Source organism: Microcoleus sp. T3_D1 (assembly GCF_036700405.1).
Taxonomy (GTDB): domain Bacteria; phylum Cyanobacteriota; class Cyanobacteriia; order Cyanobacteriales; family Microcoleaceae; genus Microcoleus.
Window position 1 is genome coordinate 1 of the sequence record NZ_JAUBOV010000024.1, and the last position, 20,933, is coordinate 20,933.

Annotated in this window: 13 protein-coding genes and 2 tRNA genes; 12 read left to right on the plus strand and 3 right to left on the minus strand. The window is 46.1% G+C overall.

Going from position 1 to position 20,933, the window contains the following annotated elements; genetic code table 11:
• Window positions 1-607 precede the first annotated feature (607 nt).
• The 6 genes from ald to mutT all read left to right on the plus strand — a co-directional run bounded on the left by ald (window position 608) and on the right by mutT (window position 5,775).
• Window positions 608-1,696, plus strand: a complete 1,089-nt coding sequence (gene ald, locus QT992_RS13175; RefSeq protein WP_333319568.1) for an alanine dehydrogenase — start codon at window positions 608-610, stop codon at window positions 1,694-1,696.
• Between the two features lie 537 nt (window positions 1,697-2,233).
• Window positions 2,234-2,315 (plus strand) — tRNA-Leu (locus tag QT992_RS13180).
• 73 nt (window positions 2,316-2,388) lie between these two features.
• On the plus strand, window positions 2,389-3,165 hold the full coding sequence (locus QT992_RS13185; RefSeq protein ID WP_333377078.1) for an RNA methyltransferase: 777 nt from the start codon (window positions 2,389-2,391) through the stop codon (window positions 3,163-3,165).
• A gap of 480 nt (window positions 3,166-3,645) precedes the next feature.
• Window positions 3,646-4,605 (plus strand): RNA polymerase sigma factor, RpoD/SigA family, encoded by a 960-nt coding sequence (locus QT992_RS13190; RefSeq protein WP_333342007.1) that lies wholly within the window; start codon window positions 3,646-3,648, stop codon window positions 4,603-4,605.
• Window positions 4,606-4,826: 221 nt separating this feature from the next.
• Window positions 4,827-5,168, plus strand: a complete 342-nt coding sequence (locus tag QT992_RS13195) for a DUF760 domain-containing protein (RefSeq protein ID WP_172187001.1) — start codon at window positions 4,827-4,829, stop codon at window positions 5,166-5,168.
• Window positions 5,169-5,370: 202 nt separating this feature from the next.
• Window positions 5,371-5,775 carry an 8-oxo-dGTP diphosphatase MutT gene (mutT, locus tag QT992_RS13200; RefSeq protein ID WP_333321862.1) on the plus strand — a complete coding sequence of 135 codons (405 nt, stop codon included), beginning with the start codon at window positions 5,371-5,373 and terminating at the stop codon, window positions 5,773-5,775.
• Window positions 5,776-5,933: 158 nt separating this feature from the next.
• Here mutT and QT992_RS13205 read toward each other — a convergent pair whose 3' ends face one another.
• Complete coding sequence (locus tag QT992_RS13205) at window positions 5,934-7,172, minus strand: histidine kinase (protein WP_333321861.1); 1,239 nt, start codon at window positions 7,170-7,172, stop codon at window positions 5,934-5,936.
• A 53-nt stretch (window positions 7,173-7,225) separates the two neighbouring features.
• Here QT992_RS13205 and QT992_RS13210 point away from each other — a divergent pair, with 53 nt between their 5' ends.
• From QT992_RS13210 to QT992_RS13220, 3 genes are all read left to right on the plus strand, one after another.
• Window positions 7,226-8,950 (plus strand): DUF2079 domain-containing protein, encoded by a 1,725-nt coding sequence (locus QT992_RS13210; protein WP_333321859.1) that lies wholly within the window; start codon window positions 7,226-7,228, stop codon window positions 8,948-8,950.
• Between the two features lie 251 nt (window positions 8,951-9,201).
• A complete protein-coding gene (locus QT992_RS13215) occupies window positions 9,202-10,389 on the plus strand; it encodes a glycosyltransferase family 4 protein (RefSeq protein ID WP_333342001.1) in 1,188 nt (395 codons plus the stop codon).
• A gap of 207 nt (window positions 10,390-10,596) precedes the next feature.
• Window positions 10,597-11,841 (plus strand): MFS transporter, encoded by a 1,245-nt coding sequence (locus tag QT992_RS13220; protein WP_333342011.1) that lies wholly within the window; start codon window positions 10,597-10,599, stop codon window positions 11,839-11,841.
• Between the two features lie 499 nt (window positions 11,842-12,340).
• On the opposite strand, the gene QT992_RS13225 is transcribed toward QT992_RS13220, so the two are convergent.
• A tRNA-Arg gene (locus tag QT992_RS13225) sits at window positions 12,341-12,414 on the minus strand.
• A gap of 78 nt (window positions 12,415-12,492) precedes the next feature.
• Here QT992_RS13225 and moaC point away from each other — a divergent pair.
• The 3 genes from moaC to QT992_RS13240 all read left to right on the plus strand — a co-directional run bounded on the left by moaC (window position 12,493) and on the right by QT992_RS13240 (window position 13,727).
• Complete coding sequence (gene moaC, locus QT992_RS13230; protein WP_333322367.1) at window positions 12,493-13,014, plus strand: cyclic pyranopterin monophosphate synthase MoaC; 522 nt, start codon at window positions 12,493-12,495, stop codon at window positions 13,012-13,014.
• A gap of 88 nt (window positions 13,015-13,102) precedes the next feature.
• A complete protein-coding gene (locus QT992_RS13235; RefSeq protein ID WP_333322368.1) occupies window positions 13,103-13,360 on the plus strand; it encodes a 2TM domain-containing protein in 258 nt (85 codons plus the stop codon).
• Between the two features lie 64 nt (window positions 13,361-13,424).
• Complete coding sequence (locus QT992_RS13240; protein WP_333285792.1) at window positions 13,425-13,727, plus strand: DUF3181 family protein; 303 nt, start codon at window positions 13,425-13,427, stop codon at window positions 13,725-13,727.
• A 408-nt stretch (window positions 13,728-14,135) separates the two neighbouring features.
• On the opposite strand, the gene QT992_RS13245 is transcribed toward QT992_RS13240, so the two are convergent.
• Window positions 14,136-20,924, minus strand: coding sequence for a Calx-beta domain-containing protein (locus tag QT992_RS13245; RefSeq protein WP_333377080.1), 6,789 nt, complete (start codon window positions 20,922-20,924; stop codon window positions 14,136-14,138).
• Window positions 20,925-20,933 lie beyond the last annotated feature (9 nt).

Consider the following 20,933-nt stretch of genomic DNA (forward strand, 5'->3'; position numbering starts at 1 on the left):
TCCGCAATTAGAAAGCTTGGCAGCTTCGGAACACAGGTATTCAAGAATAGCTTGAACATCTGAATCAGCCAGAATTAAATTTTGTTGACAGCCAAACATGAGTAGTCCTCCTTGTTGTAATATAATACAGCAAAACACCGGAAAATTTTATGAAAAAATGTTGAAACTTTTTAGATTCAGGAATCTAAATTTGCAATTGTTGAAGCTCACTGCAAATCTGTAGGTAGAACTAAAACTGATGTATTTAGAGTCAATCAGGAGCCTCAAGAGTAAGGAAAAGCCGTCCTGAACGGACGGGGCTTCAGCCCTCCGCTACGCTCCGCCCAGTTTTTTGGTGACTGATAAGATGAGTATTTTGACTGCATATATATCGACTTACGGAAAATGATAAATTGGGAAAATTGCGATCGCAGTAGCTGAAAAACAAAAAATTGTTCGCCTAGCACAGCATGATTTCCCAATCTAGTATCTCCCGAGCCCCGAATTCTTGAAGAAGTCGGGGATTTAAACCGGGATTTCAAAATCTAATATCTCAAATGGTATTATGCCGATGGAATAATTGCTAGGCTAGATTCGATCGACGTATGGCTGAAATTTGAGGTTATAGATGGAAATAGGCGTCCCCAAGGAAATCAAGGATTTAGAGTTTCGAGTCGGGCTCAGTCCCACAAGTGTCCGGGCTTGTTCGGACAAAGGTCACGCAGTTTTTGTCGAAACGAATGCTGGTGCTGGGGCCGGTTTCGCCGACGAGGACTACGTTCAAGCAGGGGCTAAGATTGTCTTAAAGGCTTCCGATGTCTGGAAGCGCGAACTAATTGTTAAAGTTAAGGAACCGCTGCCTGCTGAGTATCCGCTGATTCAAAAAGAGCAGTTGCTGTTTACATATTTGCACTTGGCTGCCGAGCGCACATTAACTGAGCATTTAATTAGCAGCGGAGTCCAGGCCATCGCCTACGAAACCGTCGAACTCCCGGACAGAAAATTGCCACTGCTGACGCCGATGAGCATTATTGCAGGGCGTTTGGCCGTGCAGTTCGGAGCTCGGTTTCTGGAACGACAGCAAGGCGGCAGGGGCATACTTTTGGGTGGTGTACCGGGGGTAAGACCGGGTAAAGTTGTGATTTTGGGCGGCGGCATTGTCGGCACAGAAGCAGCCAGAATTGCTGTAGGAATGGGCGCGAGAGTGCAAATTTTAGACGTAAATGTCGATCGCTTAGCCTACTTGGAAACTCTGTTCGGTTCCAGAGTAGAATACCTCTACAGCAGTCCTTTGCAAATTGAAGCAGTTGTTCCCGATGCTGATTTGTTAATCGGTGCGGTTTTGGTCTTAGGTAAAAGAGCTCCAGTGCTGGTTTCTCGCGAATTTGTTGCGAAGATGCACCCCGGTTCTGTGATAGTTGACGTAGCCGTTGACCAAGGTGGCTGCGTGGAAACTTTGCGGGTAACTTCACACACAAATCCCACTTATGTTGAGGAAGGAGTTGTGCATTACGGCGTGCCAAATATGCCCGGTGCCGTTCCTTGGACTGCGACTCAAGCTTTGAATAACAGCACTTTGCCTTATGTTTTGCAGTTGGCAAATAACGGGATTAAAGCTTTGGAAATGAATCCGAGTTTGGCGAAGGGATTGAACGTGCAGAATCACCGATTGGTGCATCCGGCCGTGCGCGAGGTTTTCCCCGATTTGGCTGATTAGATTCCCACTTTTTCAGCAAATCCCGTAGGGTGCGTCAGATCAAAGCTTGTGGATTAACTACCAGCCGGGAAGTCCCTCGGTATATTTAGAGGGGATTAATCAGAGCGCTGCGCGAAGTACCCCGTTGGGAATTACGCCCGCGTGATGAAAGGCTCGTCGGGTGTAGGTACGGAAACCGACAATTATTTCTGCATACCCCAAGATGATCGGGAAATACTCTGATACTATATTAGCAAGTGGGGGTGGAACTACCTCACTATAAAAAGCCTTTGAAAAAAAGGAAAAAGAAGCCTGCGGTCTAACTGTACTCAGTTGACCGTCAGGTTTGTTCACTAACCGGACGCGATCTGACGCACCCTAGTCAACTACACAGCGTTTTGCGATGTTTGGCTAACAGTAAATCATCGAAACTAAAGGATTTCTCAACCCCAACAGTAATTTGTGCAAAATATTACTCGCAGCCCAGAAAAAAAATAAATTCCCCAAAACACTTGACAGATTCGCGGAGGTATGGCAGAGTAGTAATTCGTGACCGATGCGGAACTGGCGGAATTGGTAGACGCGCATGATTCAGGTTCATGTGGTGCAAGCCTTCCGGGTTCAAGTCCCGGGTTCCGCATTCCAAAGGCAGAAGGAAGTTTGGGGTTAACCCGATACAGGCAATAACCCCATTCGCTCTGCTGAATTAAACAATGTTGACAAGTATTCAAAACCCCCTAGTTAAAGAAATCCGCAAGCTGCACAGCTCGAAGGGACGCAGGGAACAACAATTATTTTTACTCGAAGGGACGCACTTGCTCGAAGAAGCTTGGGCGGCCAAATACCCGCTAGCAACGGTTTGCTGCACTCCCGAATGGCTGGATCAGCACGGGGAACTTTGGGAGCAAGTTGGTAATTTAGCCGATCGCACAGAATTAGTAAGTGCAAAAGTGTTAGAGTCGATCGCCACTACAGTCCAACCCGACGGCATTGTCGCCACAGCACCCCGCACCGCAACAGAACCCGCAAAATTGTCAACTTTAGGAATAGCCCTAGAAACAATCCAAGATCCCGGCAACTTGGGGGCGATCGTCCGCACTGCTGCGGCTGCTAATGCCGACGGTTTGCTGCTGAGCGCTGAGTGCGCCGATTTAGACCACCCCAAAGTGCTGCGCGCCTCTGCAGGAGCTTGGTTTAAGCTGCCAATGGCAGTCAGTCCAGATTTAACCGCCGAAGTCTCCGCGTATAAAAATCGAGGAATGCAAATTTTAGCAACCGTCGCCGGGGCCAGTTTAAGTTATTGGGAAGTAGATTTGCGAGTGCCGACTCTGATAGTTTTGGGCAACGAAGGCTCTGGTTTGTCGGAAGAATTGAGGAGTTTGGCCGATCGACAAATCCAAATTCCCCTGAGTCGTGGCGTAGAATCTTTAAATGTGTCGATCGCCGCAGCCCTCATCTTGTACGAAGCGGGGCGGCAAAGAAGTCATTAGTCATTAGTCATTAGTCATTAGTCATTATCTGTTGGGGCGGGTTCATCAATATCTGTAACTTCATATTCAGGGCAGCCACGGGGGGCCGCCCCTACAAGATAATGAAACAGCCGTGCCCCTCTACCAATCTCCCCCTCTGAGATGTGGCGGCTTTTGTTTATATTGATGCAAACTGTGAAGCCAGGAAAGCGGGTACTCTCGTATCAACAGTTCAGGCTGGCATGAAATAAATATGAAGAAGTGTAGTCAAATGCTCTCACAAATGTTAAGATTCTTAACATAACGTAGTATTGTGCTCGCCCCAACCAAAACCTAACCTGAGACGGTGCTGACTGGGAGTAGTAGCTAGCTACCATAAAATTAAGCCTCTTTAAAAGGAAGGAAAGCGCAAGTCCCCGCCCGCTTTCCTTCCCAGCTAAAGCTAGGGGTTTGCGACTACCGCAAACCTTTAGAGGCACAGATCCTCAGCGGGAAAAGCTCATGAAAACTCTTAAGTCCTCAGATACAGATTCTGTTCGCGCTTACTTGCGGGAAATCGGCCGCGTTCCCTTGTTGACCCATGAGCAAGAAATACTCTACGGGAAACAGGTACAGCGCTCAACCGCACTGCATCAGGAGAAAAATATTTTAGCCGAAGAGTTAGGCCGCGACCCGACGGCGGCTGAATGGGCACAGGCAGTTGGGCTGTCTGAGGCACAGTTGCAGCGGACGCTCGAAAACGGAGAAAGGGCAAAGCGCCAAATGGTGGAAGCGAATCTCCGCCTGGTAGTGTCTGTTGCCAAAAAATATATCAAGCGCAACGTAGATTTACTGGATCTAATTCAGGAAGGCACGATCGGGATGCAGCGGGGAGTAGAAAAATTTGACCCGACTAAGGGCTACAGATTTTCTACTTATGCTTATTGGTGGATTCGTCAGGCAATTACCCGGGCGATCGCCGAAAAAGGCCGCACCATCCGCTTGCCGATCCACATCACCGAAAAGCTCAACAAAATTAAAAAGGCTCAGCGCCAACTTGCTCAACAGCTCGGCCGCGCGGCCACGGCTGCTGAATTGGCATCCGAGTTAGAATTGACTCCCAAACAGATTCGCGAATATCTCGATCGCGCGCGCCTGCCACTTTCCCTGGACTTGCGCGTGGGAGACAATCAAGATACAGAGTTGGGCGATTTGTTGGAAGATACGGGTACTACGCCAGAAGATTTTGCCCTGCAATCTTCCCTGCGGACTGACTTAGACCAGCTAATGGCGGAACTGACTCAGCAACAGCGAGAAGTGCTCGCCTTGCGGTTCGGTTTAGAAGACGGGCAAACCCTAACTTTGGCCAAAATAGGCGATCGTCTCAACATCAGTCGGGAACGAGTGCGGCAAATAGAACGGGAAGCTTTGACCAAACTCCGCAAACGCAAGCAAGATATCAACGATTATCTAGCCAGCTAGGTAGATTGGGGATTGGCGATCGGGTCCCCCCCACTTGCAATCCCCAATCTAAAATCGTAAAAACCGCCGCTTTTAATTCGGTTGTGCCCACTTGGTTGCTATGATTGTCCTGCTACATTAGTAATTACTTAGTAATAAAGATCAGCAGCCATCAGATAAGGGTTATTTAATTTAACCGCCCGCGTCTAACATAACAAGCTGTTTCTGAAACGGAGGTACTCGTGAGCAACTCATCTAATAAATCCCCAGAATTCTTTGAAGAAGACGGAGAAAATGCCAACTTATTATGGCAATACGTGCAGTCAATGGCTCCCGACACAGTTTCTCAGTTGTCTAAGCCGACTTCTCACGAAGTGTTTCAAGTAATGGAGCGAAATATTGTTGGACTATTGGGGAATTTGCCTTCGGAACACTTCGGGGTGACAGTGACTACCAGTCGCGAACATTTGGGTAGATTGCTCGCCTCGGCTATGATTAGCGGTTATTTTCTGAAAAATGCCGAACAGCGAATGACTTTTGAAAAGTCCATACAAGCCAGTGAGAGACATGGCTCGGACGATTAGTAGATTCTTAACATTTAAGTGATCCAAGTGTCAAGCCCCCCCTCGCAAGATGGGGGCTTAATATTTTAGATTTGAGATTTGAGATTTGAGATTTTAGAGGGTTGATTTTAGATTAAATAATAGAATAATTATTGATATTATTCTTACATTCGCCATTCCCAATTTCCAATTCCCAATTCCCCATTCCCCATTCCTAATTAATATGTCTGTTTCTCCTGTTGCCCACAAAGTTATCGGCGTTGCTGCAATCTGGAACGATCGCCAACAAATTTTGATTGACAAGCGCCGACAACCTGGGCTGCACGGGGGTTTCTGGGAGTTTCCGGGCGGAAAAATAGAGCCTGGGGAAACAATCGAAGCTTGCATAAAACGGGAAATTATGGAGGAGTTGGGGATTGTGGTAGAAGTTGGAGATCGCTTGATTACGATTGACCACGACTACACTAAATTTACAGTTAGACTATACGTGCACCACTGCCGCCACGTCAGCGGGGAACCGCAAACGATCGAATGCGAGGAAATTCGCTGGGTGACACTCGACGAAATTGACCAATTTACTTTTCCCCAGGCCAACGCACAGATTATTGCTGCACTGCGGAAAACTTGAGCCGTATACCAGAAATAAGAAGCAATAAGCAATCTTCCGCAAGGGTTTTAGGAATTAAGAACGTCCTAACCGTCGGGCGCGGTTGCTGTCATATCAAATTCGGTTGCTACTGACAACTGACAACTGACAACTGACAACTGACAATTGACAGCTAACTTTTATTTTTGGACGGGCAGAGTAAAGTGAAAACAACTGCCTCGATCGACTACGGAGTCTACCCAAATTTGACCGTAGTGGGCGCGGATGATGCCTTGACACAGAGACAGTCCAATGCCGTAACCGTCTTTTGATTTATCTCGCTGCAAGCGAAAGCTGTCTTCAAAAATGCTCGCGCAATCTTCTTCAGGAATTCCCGGGCCGCTGTTGCAAACGCTGACTTGAACTTTGTAAGCGGTGCGGTGGAGAATTGAAAGATTAACAGTTCCTCGGTCTGGCGTGTACTTGCTGGCGTTGTCAAGCAGGTTGACTATGACTTGTTTGATGCGATCGGGATCGGCATAAACCAAGGGCAAATCTGCGGGAATGTCTGTTTCTAAGTTCAAACTTTTTGCCTGAAATTTGTCTTGAAACTGCAGGATTACATCTTGACAAATCGCCCCCAGTTCGATTCTTTTTGGTTCAATGTGGAGTTGAGCGTTTGTACCCCGGGCTGCTTGCAGGATATCTGTAATCATACGATCGACTATTCGGATTTGGCGGCGGGCTTGTTTCATCAAATGAGCCGCCAGACTCGGTGTCAAACGCGACTTTTCCCCCTCTTTCACCTTCTGACTTGACTCCAAAGTCTCCAAAGCCAAAGATGCTGCCGTCAAGGGATTACGCAAGTCGTGGGCTAGCATCGCAATAATCCGGTCTTTCAACTGCAACTGCTCTTGCAGGTGTTCTTTTTCCTGTTTGAGGCGAAAAACTTCATCGGAAAGCTGCACAAGTTCGGCCGCGCAAGCAACGGAATAGATTGGTTTTGGGTCAGTCAGGCTTTCAGCAAGAGCTGGGGCCGACTGTTGTTGAGCTGCGTATTCCTCTACAGAACGCTTCCAGCGGGGCCACCAGTGTTCGAGTTGAGCGATTAAATTGCTGCCGGCGAGAGTTTGTCGCGGATCGGGATGAATTTTGAGCAGCGAGGGAGTGGCTACAAGTTTAAAGTGTTCGGCTAAATCGGGCTGTTCTCCTACATCGATGATTTGAAGCTCAAAGTCGCACTCTGCCTTCAAATCCTTTAGGGACTTGCGGATGTGTCTGGTCTGTTCCCGGGAAGAGGGACGCTTGTCTACAAAGAGCAAAAGCTGTAAAAGCGGTGCGGAATTGGCCGGCTGTTCGGGAGAACAGTCGGTATCGCTGGTGTCTGGTGTTGGATGGACGCTGTTGAGCTTTTCGATCGGGTGAAAATAATTGAGCATTGCCGAGCCGAGTTATTTCACTTCTACTTTAATTTAATACTTACTTTAGATTTATGCTATTGTCCGATAATTTCATTACAAGCGGGCAGATGATATTTTTGAGATGGAAGAAAAATGAGTCGCTGCGGGTGGTGGTTCAAGTGGCGGCCGCCTTTTTTGTGCTGTGCCTGTTGCTGACGCTGCACCGCTACTACAGCTTTTACGCTACTTACGACCAAGGCATTTTCAATCAACTTTTTTGGAACGGCACTCGGGGTCAGTTGTTTGAGAGTTCCCTCTCTTCGGCGTTGTCCACTAATGTGGTTCACCAAAACCAGCTCCCGGAGGTATCTTACTACCGGTTGGGGCAGCATTTCACCCCGGCGCTAATGCTGTGGCTGCCAATTTACTCGCTGTTTCCCTCGCCGGTCACTTTGACGGTGTTGCAGGTGACTTTAATTACGGCGGCTGGAGGAGTGCTCTATGCTCTCGCCAGACACTATCTGGAACCGAGGCTGTCGGCGACAATTGTTGTCAGCTATTACTGCGCTAACGCGGTCATCGGCCCGACTATGGGCAATTTTCACGATGTTTGTCAAATTCCGCTGTATGTCTTTGGCTTGCTGCTGGCGATGGAGAAGCGCTGGTGGCCATTGTTTGGGATTCTGGCAACTTTAATTTTGGCCGTGCGAGAAGATGGGGGAGTTGTTTTATTTGGCGTTGGAGTTTACCTGATTTTGAGCCGGCGCTACCCTCGGACTGGTTTGGCTGTCTGCATACTCAGTTTTGGTTATATGATCGTCCTGACCAATCTGATTATGCCTTTGTTTTCTGCTGATATATCCCAGCGGTTTATGATGGAGCGCTTCGGCCAATATGCCGATGGAAATGAAGCTTCGACTCTAGAAATTATTTGGGGAATGGTGAGCAATCCCGGACGGTTGGTGGCTCAATTATTTACGCCGTTTTTTGCTAAGATTAGATACCTCCTTGGCCAGTGGTTGCCATTAGCTTTGGTTCCCGCTTTCGCGCCTGCCTCTTGGATGATAGCTGGATTTCCGCTGCTGAAGCTATTTTTAGCGAAAGGAGAGTCGGTGCTGGCGATTAATATTCGCTATGCGATGACTGTGGTTCCAGGGCTTTTTTATGGGGCGATTCTGTGGTGGGCCCAGCGTCAAAAGGAAGAAGATAGAATGGTGAGAGAGGAAAAAATGTTCTTGCGTTTTCCTTCTGCTTTATTTCCTCTGCCTTCGTCTTCAAAGTTTCGCCGCTTTTGGGCATTTTGCATCTGCTTGTCGCTATTTTTTACCTTCACTTCTAACCCAAATCGGACTTTTTCTTTGATTTTGCCCGATGCGATCGATCCTTGGGTGCAGGTTCCTCTCGTCAGACAATGGCAGCACGTTTTGCAAGTGCGGCCGCTATTGGCTCAAATTCCTGCTGATGCTAGCGTGGCAGCTACGAATACTATTGTGCCGATTTTGTCAAGCAGGCGGGAAATTCTCAGGTTTCCGATGTTGGAACTCCGCAATGATGCGGGGAAGGCAGTGAAGATGCAATATGTAATTGCCGATCTCTGGCAGTTGCAGCAGTATCAGGCTGCGTTTCGCACGGAACGGGGACAGTTGCGGGAGATCGTACCGGCGATCGATCGAATGTCCAAATCTGGAGAGTACGGAATTGTTGGCTTTGAAGACGGTGCGATTTTGATGCGTCAGGGTGCTGTTTCTAATTCTGCATCGGTTGCTGCTTGGACCAGTTTTCGCCGCGAATTGGAGCCGATTTTGAAGAAACGGTAAGCTGGTAGCCACGATCGCCATTGCTTCCCTCAGTGGCTCAAATCTTGAGGAAACCTGTTTTTTTCAGGTAATGGCGATCGAGCAATTTCATGCAACAACCAGGTTTAGCCATGATTTTCTGTCTTTGTTGCTGCCAAAAGTCAGGCATTGGGCATCAACTTGCGATCGACTCAAATTTGAGGCCTATCATTTTACAATAAATCTGTTAATCCTAAACATTAAGATATATAAAAGCTTTGGAGGGGAGAAAGATGAAAATTTTGGTATTGGCATGGGAGTTTCCTCCCAGAATCGTAGGCGGTATCGCCCGCCACGTATCGGAACTATATCCAGAATTGGTGAAGCTGGGGCACGAAATTCACTTAATTACAGTAGAGTTCGGCCACGCGCCGATGTACGAAGTGGTGGAAGGAATACGGGTGCATCGGGTGGTGGTGGGGCACGCTAGGGACTTTTTTCACTGGGTGGCGAACCTCAACCAAAGCATGGGCCACCAAGGCGGGAAACTGATGCTTGAGGAAGGCCCCTTTGATATCATCCACGCTCACGATTGGTTAGTGGGAGATGCGGCGATCGCCCTCAAGCATACCTTTAAAGTACCGCTAATTGCCACCATCCACGCCACCGAATACGGGCGCTTCAACGGCATCCACAATGACGGGCAGCGCTACATTAACGCCAAGGAAAACGACCTCGCTTACAACGCTTGGCGAGTAATTGTTTGCAGCGATTATATGCGGCGGGAAGCCGAACGGGTACTATCGACTCCGTGGAACAAAATAGAGGTAATTTACAACGGAATAAGATCCGAGAAAAAGCCCCGCTGGCACGAATTTGACGCGATGGATTTCCGCCGCCGGTTTGCTGCTGATGATGAGAAAATTGTCTATTATGTAGGAAGAATTAGCTATGAAAAAGGTATTGGTGTATTTTTGAATGCTGCACCTAAAGTAATTTGGGAAATGGGGGGTAAAGCGAAAATTGTAATTGTTGGCGGCGGCAATACAGACCATCTAAAACATTTAGCTGGGCATTTAGGAATTTGGAATAAGTGTTATTTTACAGGCTTCATGTTTGAGGAACATCTCGACAAATTCCAGACGGTGGCTGACTGCGCGGTTTTTCCCAGTATTTACGAACCTTTTGGGATTGTAGCGTTAGAAAGCTTTGCTGCAAGAGTGCCTGTGGTGGTTTCGGATGCGGGCGGACTTCCAGAGGTGGTGTTGCACACTAAAACTGGCGTTGTTACTGAGGCAAACAATCGGGATTCTTTGGCCTGGGGAATTTTGGAGGTTTTGAAAAATCCGGGTTACGCGCAGTGGTTGGTTGACAATGCTTATCAGGATTTGGAACGCCGGTTTAGTTGGCCTAAGTTGGCGATAGAAACCCAGTGGGTTTATGAACGGGTGGTGGAGGAAAGGGCTGAGGTTGATTGGTAAGAATGTTGACAGTTGACAGTTGACGGTTGACGGTTGACGGTTGACGGTTGACGGTTGACAGTTGACGGTTGACAGTTGACGGTTGACAGTTGACAGTGAGTCGAATATCAACTTTTTTGGTGCAAATCTTAAGAATTTGTAACACAATGATAGAGACACTCGAACTTACTTTGAGTGCACTCGGAAGATTTAAAGGGAATTAGCATCTTGAATATTTTTAGGGAAATCGATCCCCAACCCAGACGCAGCTTACTGATTTTATTCACCGCAGGCCTGCTATTCTGGTCGAGTTTGGCTTCGCTACTGCCAACTTTGCCGCTGTACGTTCAATTTGTGGGCGGCACAAAACAGCAAATTGGCTTTGTGATGGGTGCATTTGCGATCGGACTTTTGCTATCGAGGCCACAATTGGGCAAAATAGCCGACAGCAGGGGGCGAAAACAAGTTTTGCTTCTAGGTGCGTCAGTCGCTGCGATCGCCCCTTTGGGCTACCTGTTAGCTCAATCTATCCCCTTACTGTTACTTATTCGCGTTTTTCACGGCATTAGTATCGCCGCTTTTACTACAGCTTACAGCGCTTTGGTAACAGATTTGTCGCCGCCAGGAAAGCGGGGCGAATTAATCGGTAACATGAGCTTGGTGAATCCTATTGGTCTAGCAGTTGGGCCGGCTATTGGCGGATTTGTGCAAGCTTGGGTTGGTTATACTCCTTTGTTTGCGATGTCGGTGGCTTTCGCTGCAACGGCTGTATTTTTTACCACCAAAATTGCGGAACCTAATTTTGCAGATTTAACAAAATCGGACTCGCTATCTGAGGACAAAACTAGCCAAAAATACTGGGAAATGCTCTGGAATCCGAGAGTGAGGATTCCGGCTTTAGTGTTATTGGTGGTTGGTTTAGTATTTGGAACTTTGAGCACTTTTATGCCTTTGTTTATCCAAGAAACTAAGGCTAACTTGAATCCTGGATTATTTTATTCGACGGCGGCTATCGCCAGTTTCGGTATACGGTTGCTCACGGGACGGGCTTCGGACAAATACGGTCGCGGCTTGTTTATTTCTGGCGGCTTAATCTGTTATGCCGTATCTATGTTATTGTTGTATTTTGCTAACAACACCAGTGCTTTTTTAATAGCAGCTTTGGTTGAAGGTTGCGCGGGCGGTACAGTTTTGCCGATGATGGTAACGCTGATGTCGGACAGGTGCGAACCTCATGAAAGGGGCCGCTTGTTTTCGCTTTGTATTGGCGGATTTGATTTGGGTATTGCGATTGCGGGGCCGACTTTAGGCTTTGTGGCTGAACAAGTTGGCTACAGAAATATGTTTGGTTTTGCGGCTGGACTCGCTGGTTTGGCTTTGCTGGTTTTTATTACTCAGTCTAGCAAGGGCTTGTCTAATTCGATGAAATTTGCGATCGGTCGAGGCAAAGATGTTTATGCTTTGAATCGATGATAAGCTGTTACGCATTTAAATTGGAAAATCTGGACAGGCTAGAAGCCCGTCCCACAAGAGTTTTATTGATTTTTGACACACAGTTTAAATGTAGAACAGCTTATAACAGAAGCAAGAAGGAAGAGGCAATCAGGGGACTTACCAAAAAACCCGGTTTCTCCCAAAAATCGTGAATCTATGGGACAGATATTGAGGCAGAAACCGGGTTTTTGTTCCCGCGCACCATTCTGACAAACAGGCAAGATGCCTGTTCCACAAAGAGTGAGTTTGGGAGCATCTCAGTTTTGTAAAAAGCATTTTTTTTATTGTAGTGCGAGCGTCCCCGCTCGCGTATTGTACAATACGCGAGCGGGGACGCTCGCACTGTAAATGCAAAACTGAGATGCTCCCGTGAGGTTTCTTGTAAAATACCAATAAAAAAAGTTATGAGCCTTGAATGTTGAGTTGGATTAATTTCTTAATTCAAAACTCAAAACTCAAAATTCATAACTTTTAGTAGTGGGCTTGGAGGGATTCGAACCCCCGACCTCATGGTTCGTAGCCATGCACTCTATCCAACTAAGCTACAAGCCCCTGTTGAGTTCAGATTTAATCTAAAATTGATTAAGTTCTTTTCTCACAGAATCTAACAGTAACATCATTACCAAAAAAATGCAAGACCTTTCGCAAACTTTTTCTAAATTGCCCGATCGCACACAGCTAACTCACCTCGACAACAGCGGGGAAGCCCAAATGGTGGACGTTTCAGCGAAGATGCCCACTGTGCGGCAAGCTGTGGCGGCTGGCCGGGTGCGGATGTTGCCGGAGACGTTTGCGGCGATTGAAGCGGGGAATGCGCCGAAAGGTGATGTGTTGGGCACTGCAAGGCTGGCTGGAATTATGGCGGCGAAACAGACGGCGCATTTGATTCCTCTGTGTCACCCTCTGCCGCTGAGTAGCGTGGAGGTGCAGGTGATGCCGGATGCTGGGTTGCCGGGGTATCAAATTCGGGCGACGGTGAAAATTAAGGCGGAAACAGGGGTGGAAATGGAGGCGCTGACGGCGGTTTCGGTGGCGGCGCTGACTTTGTATGATATGGCGAAAGGATTGGAAAAGTCGATCGCCATTGAGTCAATTCGCCTGGTGAGTAAAAGTGGCGGCAAGTCTGGAGACTATGAAAATGTAGAGGCATAAGTTTCCTGCCGAAAGAGGGATGCAGCATTCAAAAAGCTGCACTTATGATTAAAATAGGCACTGAACTACTAATATCAAGTGAAAAACTATGCCTCCTCGTTGGCCCCGCAAACCCGATCGCAACGATCCAGAGTACCGCCGTTTAGATGACCGGATGAATTTTGCTATCCACGTCGGTCTTTTTTCTGCTACCAATTCTGGTTTGTGGTTTGTTCACAATTTGCAAAAGGCTGATTGGCCTTGGGCAATTTCGGTAACGGGTGGATGGGCTCTAGTAGTTTTGTCCCACGCGATTTACCATTTTGCGATCGCCGATTATTCGCCCCTCACCAAAGATTCTGGCTGAAGGCAGTTGTCGGCGATTTGTTAAGTCTTTTGATTGATAACAAATAACTTTGTGCTTTTTTGATATGGCTAATACTACACAGGCGATCGAATCCTTAGCAGCCGAAATTGGCGAAAATGTCTACATTGACATTGCCAAATGGCATTTGTATCTCAATGATGCCCACCTGCATACAGTTGTTGCTGAACAACTTTACCGGATGCTGGAAGATGGCGATTTAGATGCTGACAAAGTTGCACAAGTTTTGCAAGGAATTCCAGTCAAGTTGGGGGGCGGCAAGCGGGAAGTGCCGCTGGCAGATTTGATTCCGATGCAGTGTCAAGTTCAGTTGATGGATGTGCTTGAGGAATTTCAGCGGAAGATGTAATACAGCAGATTTCACGTTTATAAAGTACACCCCAGATAAATCCCCGTAGGGACACTCCAAGAGCCCAAGGAGTGTCAACTTAAGCTGTGAGTCCGCCAGTCCTCTCGCCAGTCAGCCAGTCCGCCAGGGAATGAATTCCCTGTCTAATAGCTAAAGTCCTCTGAAAGAGGACTGATGAGTTTAAAAATTCTTCTTCTGAGTCCTCTTGAGAGGACTTTCGCTTTGAGGCAGGGGTTTCAACCCTTGCCGGACTATGGGTTGTACTTAAGTTGACACCTATGGGCATTGCTGTGTCCTACACTTCCTAAACCTGGAATACGCTGTATCAATTGTTGATTTGGATTTAAGTGCGATCGCCTTTTTTGGTCTTTTTGTACCGAAGGGCGATCGCACTTTTCCTTCCTTTCCTTAAACCAGCATGAAATTAGCCGATGTTATCGCATCTGCACTCACTCCAACCATCACACCTAACTGCTCCCCTGTCAAGAGATTCTTAATAAGAGTTCCCTGAGTATTTTGAGTTATTTCTAACTGACCAAAACTCAAGCCACCGCTTAATCCAATCAAATCTTGACCCAGAGTAAAATCAGCGATAATATCAAATCCTTGACCTGCTTTTAAGGCAAAGATATCGTTGCCGCTACCGCCAATCAAACTATCATTGCCCATGCCTCCGTCAAGGAGATCGTTGCCTTTGCCACCAGTGAGAGTATCGTTATCGGCGCCTCCGAACAGAGTATCATTTCCGGCACACCCTCCCAGGATATCTGCTCCTTCGTCACCGTTGATTAAGTCATTGCCTTCACCGCCGCAGATGGTATCCGAACCCTGTTGTCCAAACAGATTGTCATCACCTTGACTGCCCAGCAGGATGTCGTTACCTTTGCCTCCATATAAGGTGTCATTATCCTTACCACCATCGATGAAGTCGTCATCTTTGTTGCCATAAATGATGTCAATACCTTCGCGGCCATGTAAGAAGTCATTGCCTTTGCCTCCGAAGATTAAATCGTTACCCGACTCGCCAAGGATGATGTCGCTTCCTTCATCTCCGTAGAGAGTATCTTCATCTTTGCCTCCGGCGATGAAGTCATTGCCTTGGTTGCCATTAATAATGTCATTATCGGCACCACCGTATAGGTTGTCATCCCCAGATTTGCCCTCGAATATATTGGCAGCATTGCTACCTAGTAATTCATCGTTTTGGGCAGTGCCTATTTGAATGTCGGATGCGTCGAGTATGGTGTTTTCAACTGAGTTGGGTCGGTTTAAGTTGGGATAGGTAATTTGGTCGCAGATGCACTCATCGTCTGAGAGGTTATTAGTTGTTGGCGTGGGAGTTGCTGTTTCCGATGGTGTTGGTGTTTCGGAGGCTGTTTCCGATGGTGTCGGTGTGTCGGAGGCTGTTACTGATGGGGTCGGAGCGATCGGTGGGGTCGGAGCGATCGGTGTTGGTGTGTCGGTGCCGGTTTCGGTGTCGGGGGCGCTGCCGGTGTCCTCAGATGTAGGTTCCTCTGGATCGATCGGGTCTTTGAGGGCGCTCGTCTCGACAACGGGGCGAACAGTGGGGTCATTTACCTTCACCTTCTCCATCCGACCCAGAATTGCCTCTTTGGTGTTTTGAGCGAGGAACTGTTCAACTGTCACAGTTCCCGCAGCCAAATCCGGCAGTCCCACCGCAATTTGACCTACTGACACCGCCTGCAATTTGGTAATTTCAAGAGCAATATCTTTGAGGGGGCGACCGCTAGCGACGAGATCCTTGATGATTTGATTCCCCAAAGCCATGATTTGAGCGGCGGCTGATGCCACACTTTTAAGCTGGGATATGTTTATTGTGGAATCAGATGCGGCAGCTTTCGTAATTGAGCTTTCAACGATCGCCTGTATAGTTTCTATTTTGGCTAAATCGACAGATGCCCCACCCTTTAAGGAAAGAGCGATCGCTGCAATGGGCGCATCAGCCAACTGAGCCAGCGACACCTTACTTACCCCATCAATAAACTTAGCAGTTTGGACGATCGTATTTTGTACCTGAATTGCCGCAGCATACAACGCTAAACCCTTCGGATCGTTATTCGCCACCGCTTCTAAGGGGTTAAACGTTGCCAAATCAATATCCGCCGGCAGTCCTAACGCAGCTTTTACCTTGGTTTGAGCTTCGGTGACATCCATTCCTTCCTGTGCCAGTTGCGCCACTATCGTTGTTAGCGGTGTCACCATTTTGGAACCATGCACAGAACTCAATGGGGTATCCAAAGTCAAGCCGGTGGAAATATCTTGACCGCTGATTAAAACAACTTTGCCTTCGGTGGGGTCAAGTTTGCCATTTTTGTTGATATCGAATTTATCCATATCAACTTGTAGCTCGAAACTGCCATCAGGGAAGGTCATCGAGTTAGACTCACCCTCATCTTGGATATTGTTGAAATTCGCATCAAAGAACACCCATGCGCCGGTGATATAACCATCTTGAGCAGTACCAGACTCGGCACCTACCCGGAAGTTGTATATAGGAAAAGAACCCAAACGAATCCTTTCTTCGGATGTCACAGCAGTGTCATAATAAGCATCAAAATAAGCGCGGATTCCGCCTTGTAAGTTGATGATATCTTGAGGAGCGGTAAAGATATTCGCGAGATCTCCAGCCCGCAGCTTTCCATCTTTGGGACTGCCTTCAGGTTCGATCAAATTCAGTTCAGCAGTGCCTTCAATTCCCCCCTCAACGCCTGCTGATGCGACCAAAGCATCAAGTTCAGCAAAAGCACCAATGGTTGCTTTAAGGATCAGTTCGGGAACATTTTCCCCCGTCCCATCAGCATTTTTATTCGTACTCATGTAGAAGCCATTGAGTAAGTCTAAATCCTTACCCGTTTTCACCCATTCTTTCATTCCATAGGTGTCGTATCCAATGGGAATGCTCCGAAGATTCGCTTTCAAACTACCTCGAAGACCTCCTTCAAGCACTCCAAACACTCGAAAACCGGCTTCAATCTCCGGCCCAAATTCCAGGGCTGGCAATTGGTAGGTCATCAGGGGGACATCTTCCCCCGCCAATAACTTGCCGGCGCTTTGACTATTGGTCAAAATTGGTAAGTCAAAACTCTCGAAAGCTCCTGCTAATTTGCTAGCCAATTCTTCTTTTTTAGTAGTACGGGAATCTCCCTTTTTCTTGACCTGACTATTAACCCCCTCACCAGCCACCTGAGTTTGCTTGGTCATTTCATCTTTGGTGGCTGTTTTTTGTATTTGCTTGCGTTGTTCTTCCGCTTTTTTATATTCTTCGTACCGTTTTTTCAGGTCATCAGATTCCGGAGAAAATTTTAAAACCCCTGTGTCCTCTTTCTCTTCATCTTTATAAAGTTGGTAGGGAGCAAGATCGAGCTCCAGATTACCAGATTCTTTCAAGGATTCTTCCATCAGCCTTGTAATCTTGTCTATTTCGTTGACAGTATCAACAAATTTGACATACTGATAAACACGATCCCCTGCAAATTTTTTTAGCAGATCCAGCGGAGTTACTTTTCCATCTTTATCAGCATCGAACGCCCCTATTAAACCAACTTCCCCGAAAATTTTAGTATCGGTATTTAAAAAGTCGAGAATGGGTCGGATTGGAGAGATAACCCGCGAAATGTTGCCAAATACTGGTTTAGCAAAGCGAGAAATAAAGTTCCCTAAATCCAGCTTGACATTATTGATAGCTAAGAAACTAGGGTTCTTTTCTGTGGTTAATTTGCCGTTGACGTAATTAATTGTCGGCAAATCGCTGTAAAGGTTGAATTTGAGAGATGGCAGTCCAGATTTCAGCAAAACTTCACCATCTAAATTCAGGGTTCCATCTGCCGTGAGAGCTGAGTTATACAGCGGTTGAGACGTACCTATTTTCCCAAATGAGTTATATAAGTTGTTGACAATTTCAGAGGCGGTTAGCCCAAAGCCATCTGCGTCGGTTTCTGACCCATCAAAATCGCGTAAGGAAAGTTGAAAATTTGCCTGAGATTGGCTTGTTTTATTGTCTTTCGTTTTGGCAGTAAAGTTAACAGGTAAAAATCCACTGATGGCATTGTTAATTAGAGAACCATCCTTGACTTTTTCGTTAATAACAGTGCTAAACCCAGTTTTCTGTGTATTGATATACCATCCCAAATCGGACTTATAAGCAACAGCGACAGAGATATCATAATCAACACTGGTTTGACCCGCTGAAGCAGAAGGCTCACCTAATTTGTAGGTGTCTTGATTGAATTGAATTCGGTCAAAGAGGTTAAATCCTTTGCTGCCAATCTGACTGTTAAAACTTTCTTGACCCCGAATCTTGAATTCTAAGCTATTAGGGTTTACTATCAAGCTCTCGTCATCAACAAGAGAAAATCCAGTTGGTAACGCTGTGGAAAGTACCTGTTTTAGACTATCGCGTGCGATGTTAGGATTTTGATTCAAAACTCCCGTCAAACTTTTACCGACTGTAGAAAGTTTACTTTCGAGTGTTGCGGTGGGAAATTGGCCAAAAAATGGTACTTGCACCTTATTACCGGTATCAACCGCACAAGCAGCCAACATATCAAAAGCAAGCTGCGTTATCCCTGCTTTTGTCAATTTATTATCAATAATGATTCCTTCAGCAAAGATATTTTCAACGGTGGCATTGGTTGCGCCACGAAACAAAACTTTAAAGCGTTCGTCAGTTTCAGCTTTTTCGTCAGGATTAACTTTAACTCGAATCGTTTTTTGAGTTTCGCCGGGATTAAATGTTAAAGTTTGGGGAGTAGTTATGGGTTCGTAATCTTTATCCGCAACTGTTGCTGTATCATCTTCGGTACGATAGCGAACGGTAATCGGAAGTGTGCTAGCACTATCTAGTTTAACGTTAAAAACTGCTTCATTAGTTGCACTCTTCTCTCCCTCTAGAACGACAGCGCGATCGATGAAAATTTTTTGTTTGGCTCCATTAGGATAGCTTTTTGTTGAATCATTAAAATCATCAATGATGGCTGCTGCCTCCCCGACACTAATCTTGCTATTGTTTGAACTATTGACACTATTGAGAACAACGCTAAAGGTTTCGTCTCCTTCTACTTTGCTATCCCCCACAACCTCAACATCAATTGTTTTTTTTGTCTCATTTGGGTTGAAGATAACGGTTTTATTAATGACGGCTGAGTAGTCTTTGTCACCACTCTTGGCAGTGCCATCCTTAGTGCTATAAGTAACCGTTACTTTTTCATCAACAGGTTTAGAGAGAGTAATGTCAAATTTAGCAGGGTTCAATTTACCCCCATCTTCGTCAACAATAGTATCGCTAATAGATACTAAAGGTCGGTCATCGTCAATAATTGTGGCAATCCCAGTCGATTTGCTGCTGAGAACAGCATTTGTAGGATTGCTGAGAATGACGCTAAAAGTTTCATCTTCTTCACGCTTCGTATCCCCAATTATTGGCAGAGTAATGGTTTTCTTAGTTTCTCCCGATGCAAAGGTAATTTTATTGTCTCTCCCCGAACCATAATAATCATTGGAATAGATATCTCTTTTTGCCGTACCATCTTGAGTGTTGTACTCCACTGTAACGGGAACATTGACAGGCGCTGTTAAGGTTACTGTAAAAGTAGCATTGGTTTGGCCACTGTTACCCTCTATTACCTGGATGTCATCAATTGAAATACCTATTTGATCGAGAATAGTAATGGTTCCAGTACCTTTGGCAATTGTGCTATTCAGCGAACCTACGGAAGGTTCGCTGAGAATCACAGAGAAAAATTCACCAGATTCGGTTTTGTTATCCTTGACAATGGGAACTGGAATCGTTTTAACAGTTTCCCCAGGCTTGAATAAGACGTTAGTGAGGTCTTGTTTGGTGTAGTCTTCATTTGCTTTTGCTGTGTTATCTTGGGTTCTGTAGCCAACTCTAACTGCTTGACTACTGGGACTAGAAAGTTTTACTTCAACCTCTGCACGGCCTGCTATTTCTGAGGTAGTAGCATCGATAATAGAAATGGTAGGTTTGGCATCATCATTAATCACAGTAGCTATGCCGGTGCCTTTAACAATTTTGCCCCCAACGGCATCGCTGAGAGTGACTATAAACTGCTCATCCTTTTCAAAGTAAGAGTCCCCATTAATTGGGACTGTAATTGTTTTGCTAGTCTCTCCAGGCTGAAATGTTAAAGCTGTCTGCTGAATGTTTTGATAATCTACAACCTCCAAACGAAATCCGTTTGGGTCATAAGGATCTATCCCATCATTCGTTTGATACTGGACAGTTACCGGGATACCTGCTGCTTCAGAAAGGGTGACTGTAAAAGTGGCTTGGCTGGAAAAAGTGTTATTATTTCCATCGCCATTTCCTTCTTTTAACGTAATATCATTGATAGAAATATTAGGCTCTATGTCATCATCTTCAATTCTGAACGATTGACTATTGCTATAAGAGGGAACGAAAACGTTATTATCTACCGCACTAATAACAACGTTTACCCACTCATTTTTTTCTTTATTGCGATCCCCCACAACAGATACAGTGATATCTTTTTTTATTTCTCCGCGATTAAACGTTACTACTGTTGGAGAAATTTGAACGTAGTCATTATCTGCCACTGTTGCTGTGTCATCAACAGTTTTATAACTAACTTTTACGGGTACGTTACTGGGACGATCTAGGGAGATAGGAATAGTGACGGTAGACGTGCCACTATTTCCTTCTTGAATGTTCACAATCTGATTGTAGACAACGATACTCGCCCAAGGCGCTCCGTCATCACTGTTGATTGTTGCGATGCCCCTGCTTTTCCCAATTACCGCATTTTTAGGATCGCTTAGGTTGACTGTAAATATCTCTGTATTTGGCTCATAAACACTGTCATTTACAATTGGGACTGAAATAGTCTTTACTTGTTCTCCTGGTGCAAATGTAAGGGTGCTTTTTGTAAGCGCTGTGTAATCTCCATCTGCAACTCTTGCGCTGACATCAACAGTTTGGTATGAAACAGTGATAGGTTCGCTATTTGCTGATGACAGGGAAACTGTAAATGTTGCATTGGTGGCGGATTCGTCTACCTCAATATCCGTAATAGAAATAGCTGAAACGGTTTTGAAGTTCCAAGTGGTTGCCCCAGTAATTCCAGCGTAGTTATTACCAGCTAAGTCTTTAATTGCACCGTTGGCAATTTCAACGTAGTATTGAGTGTTTGCTGCCAAGTCAGCAGT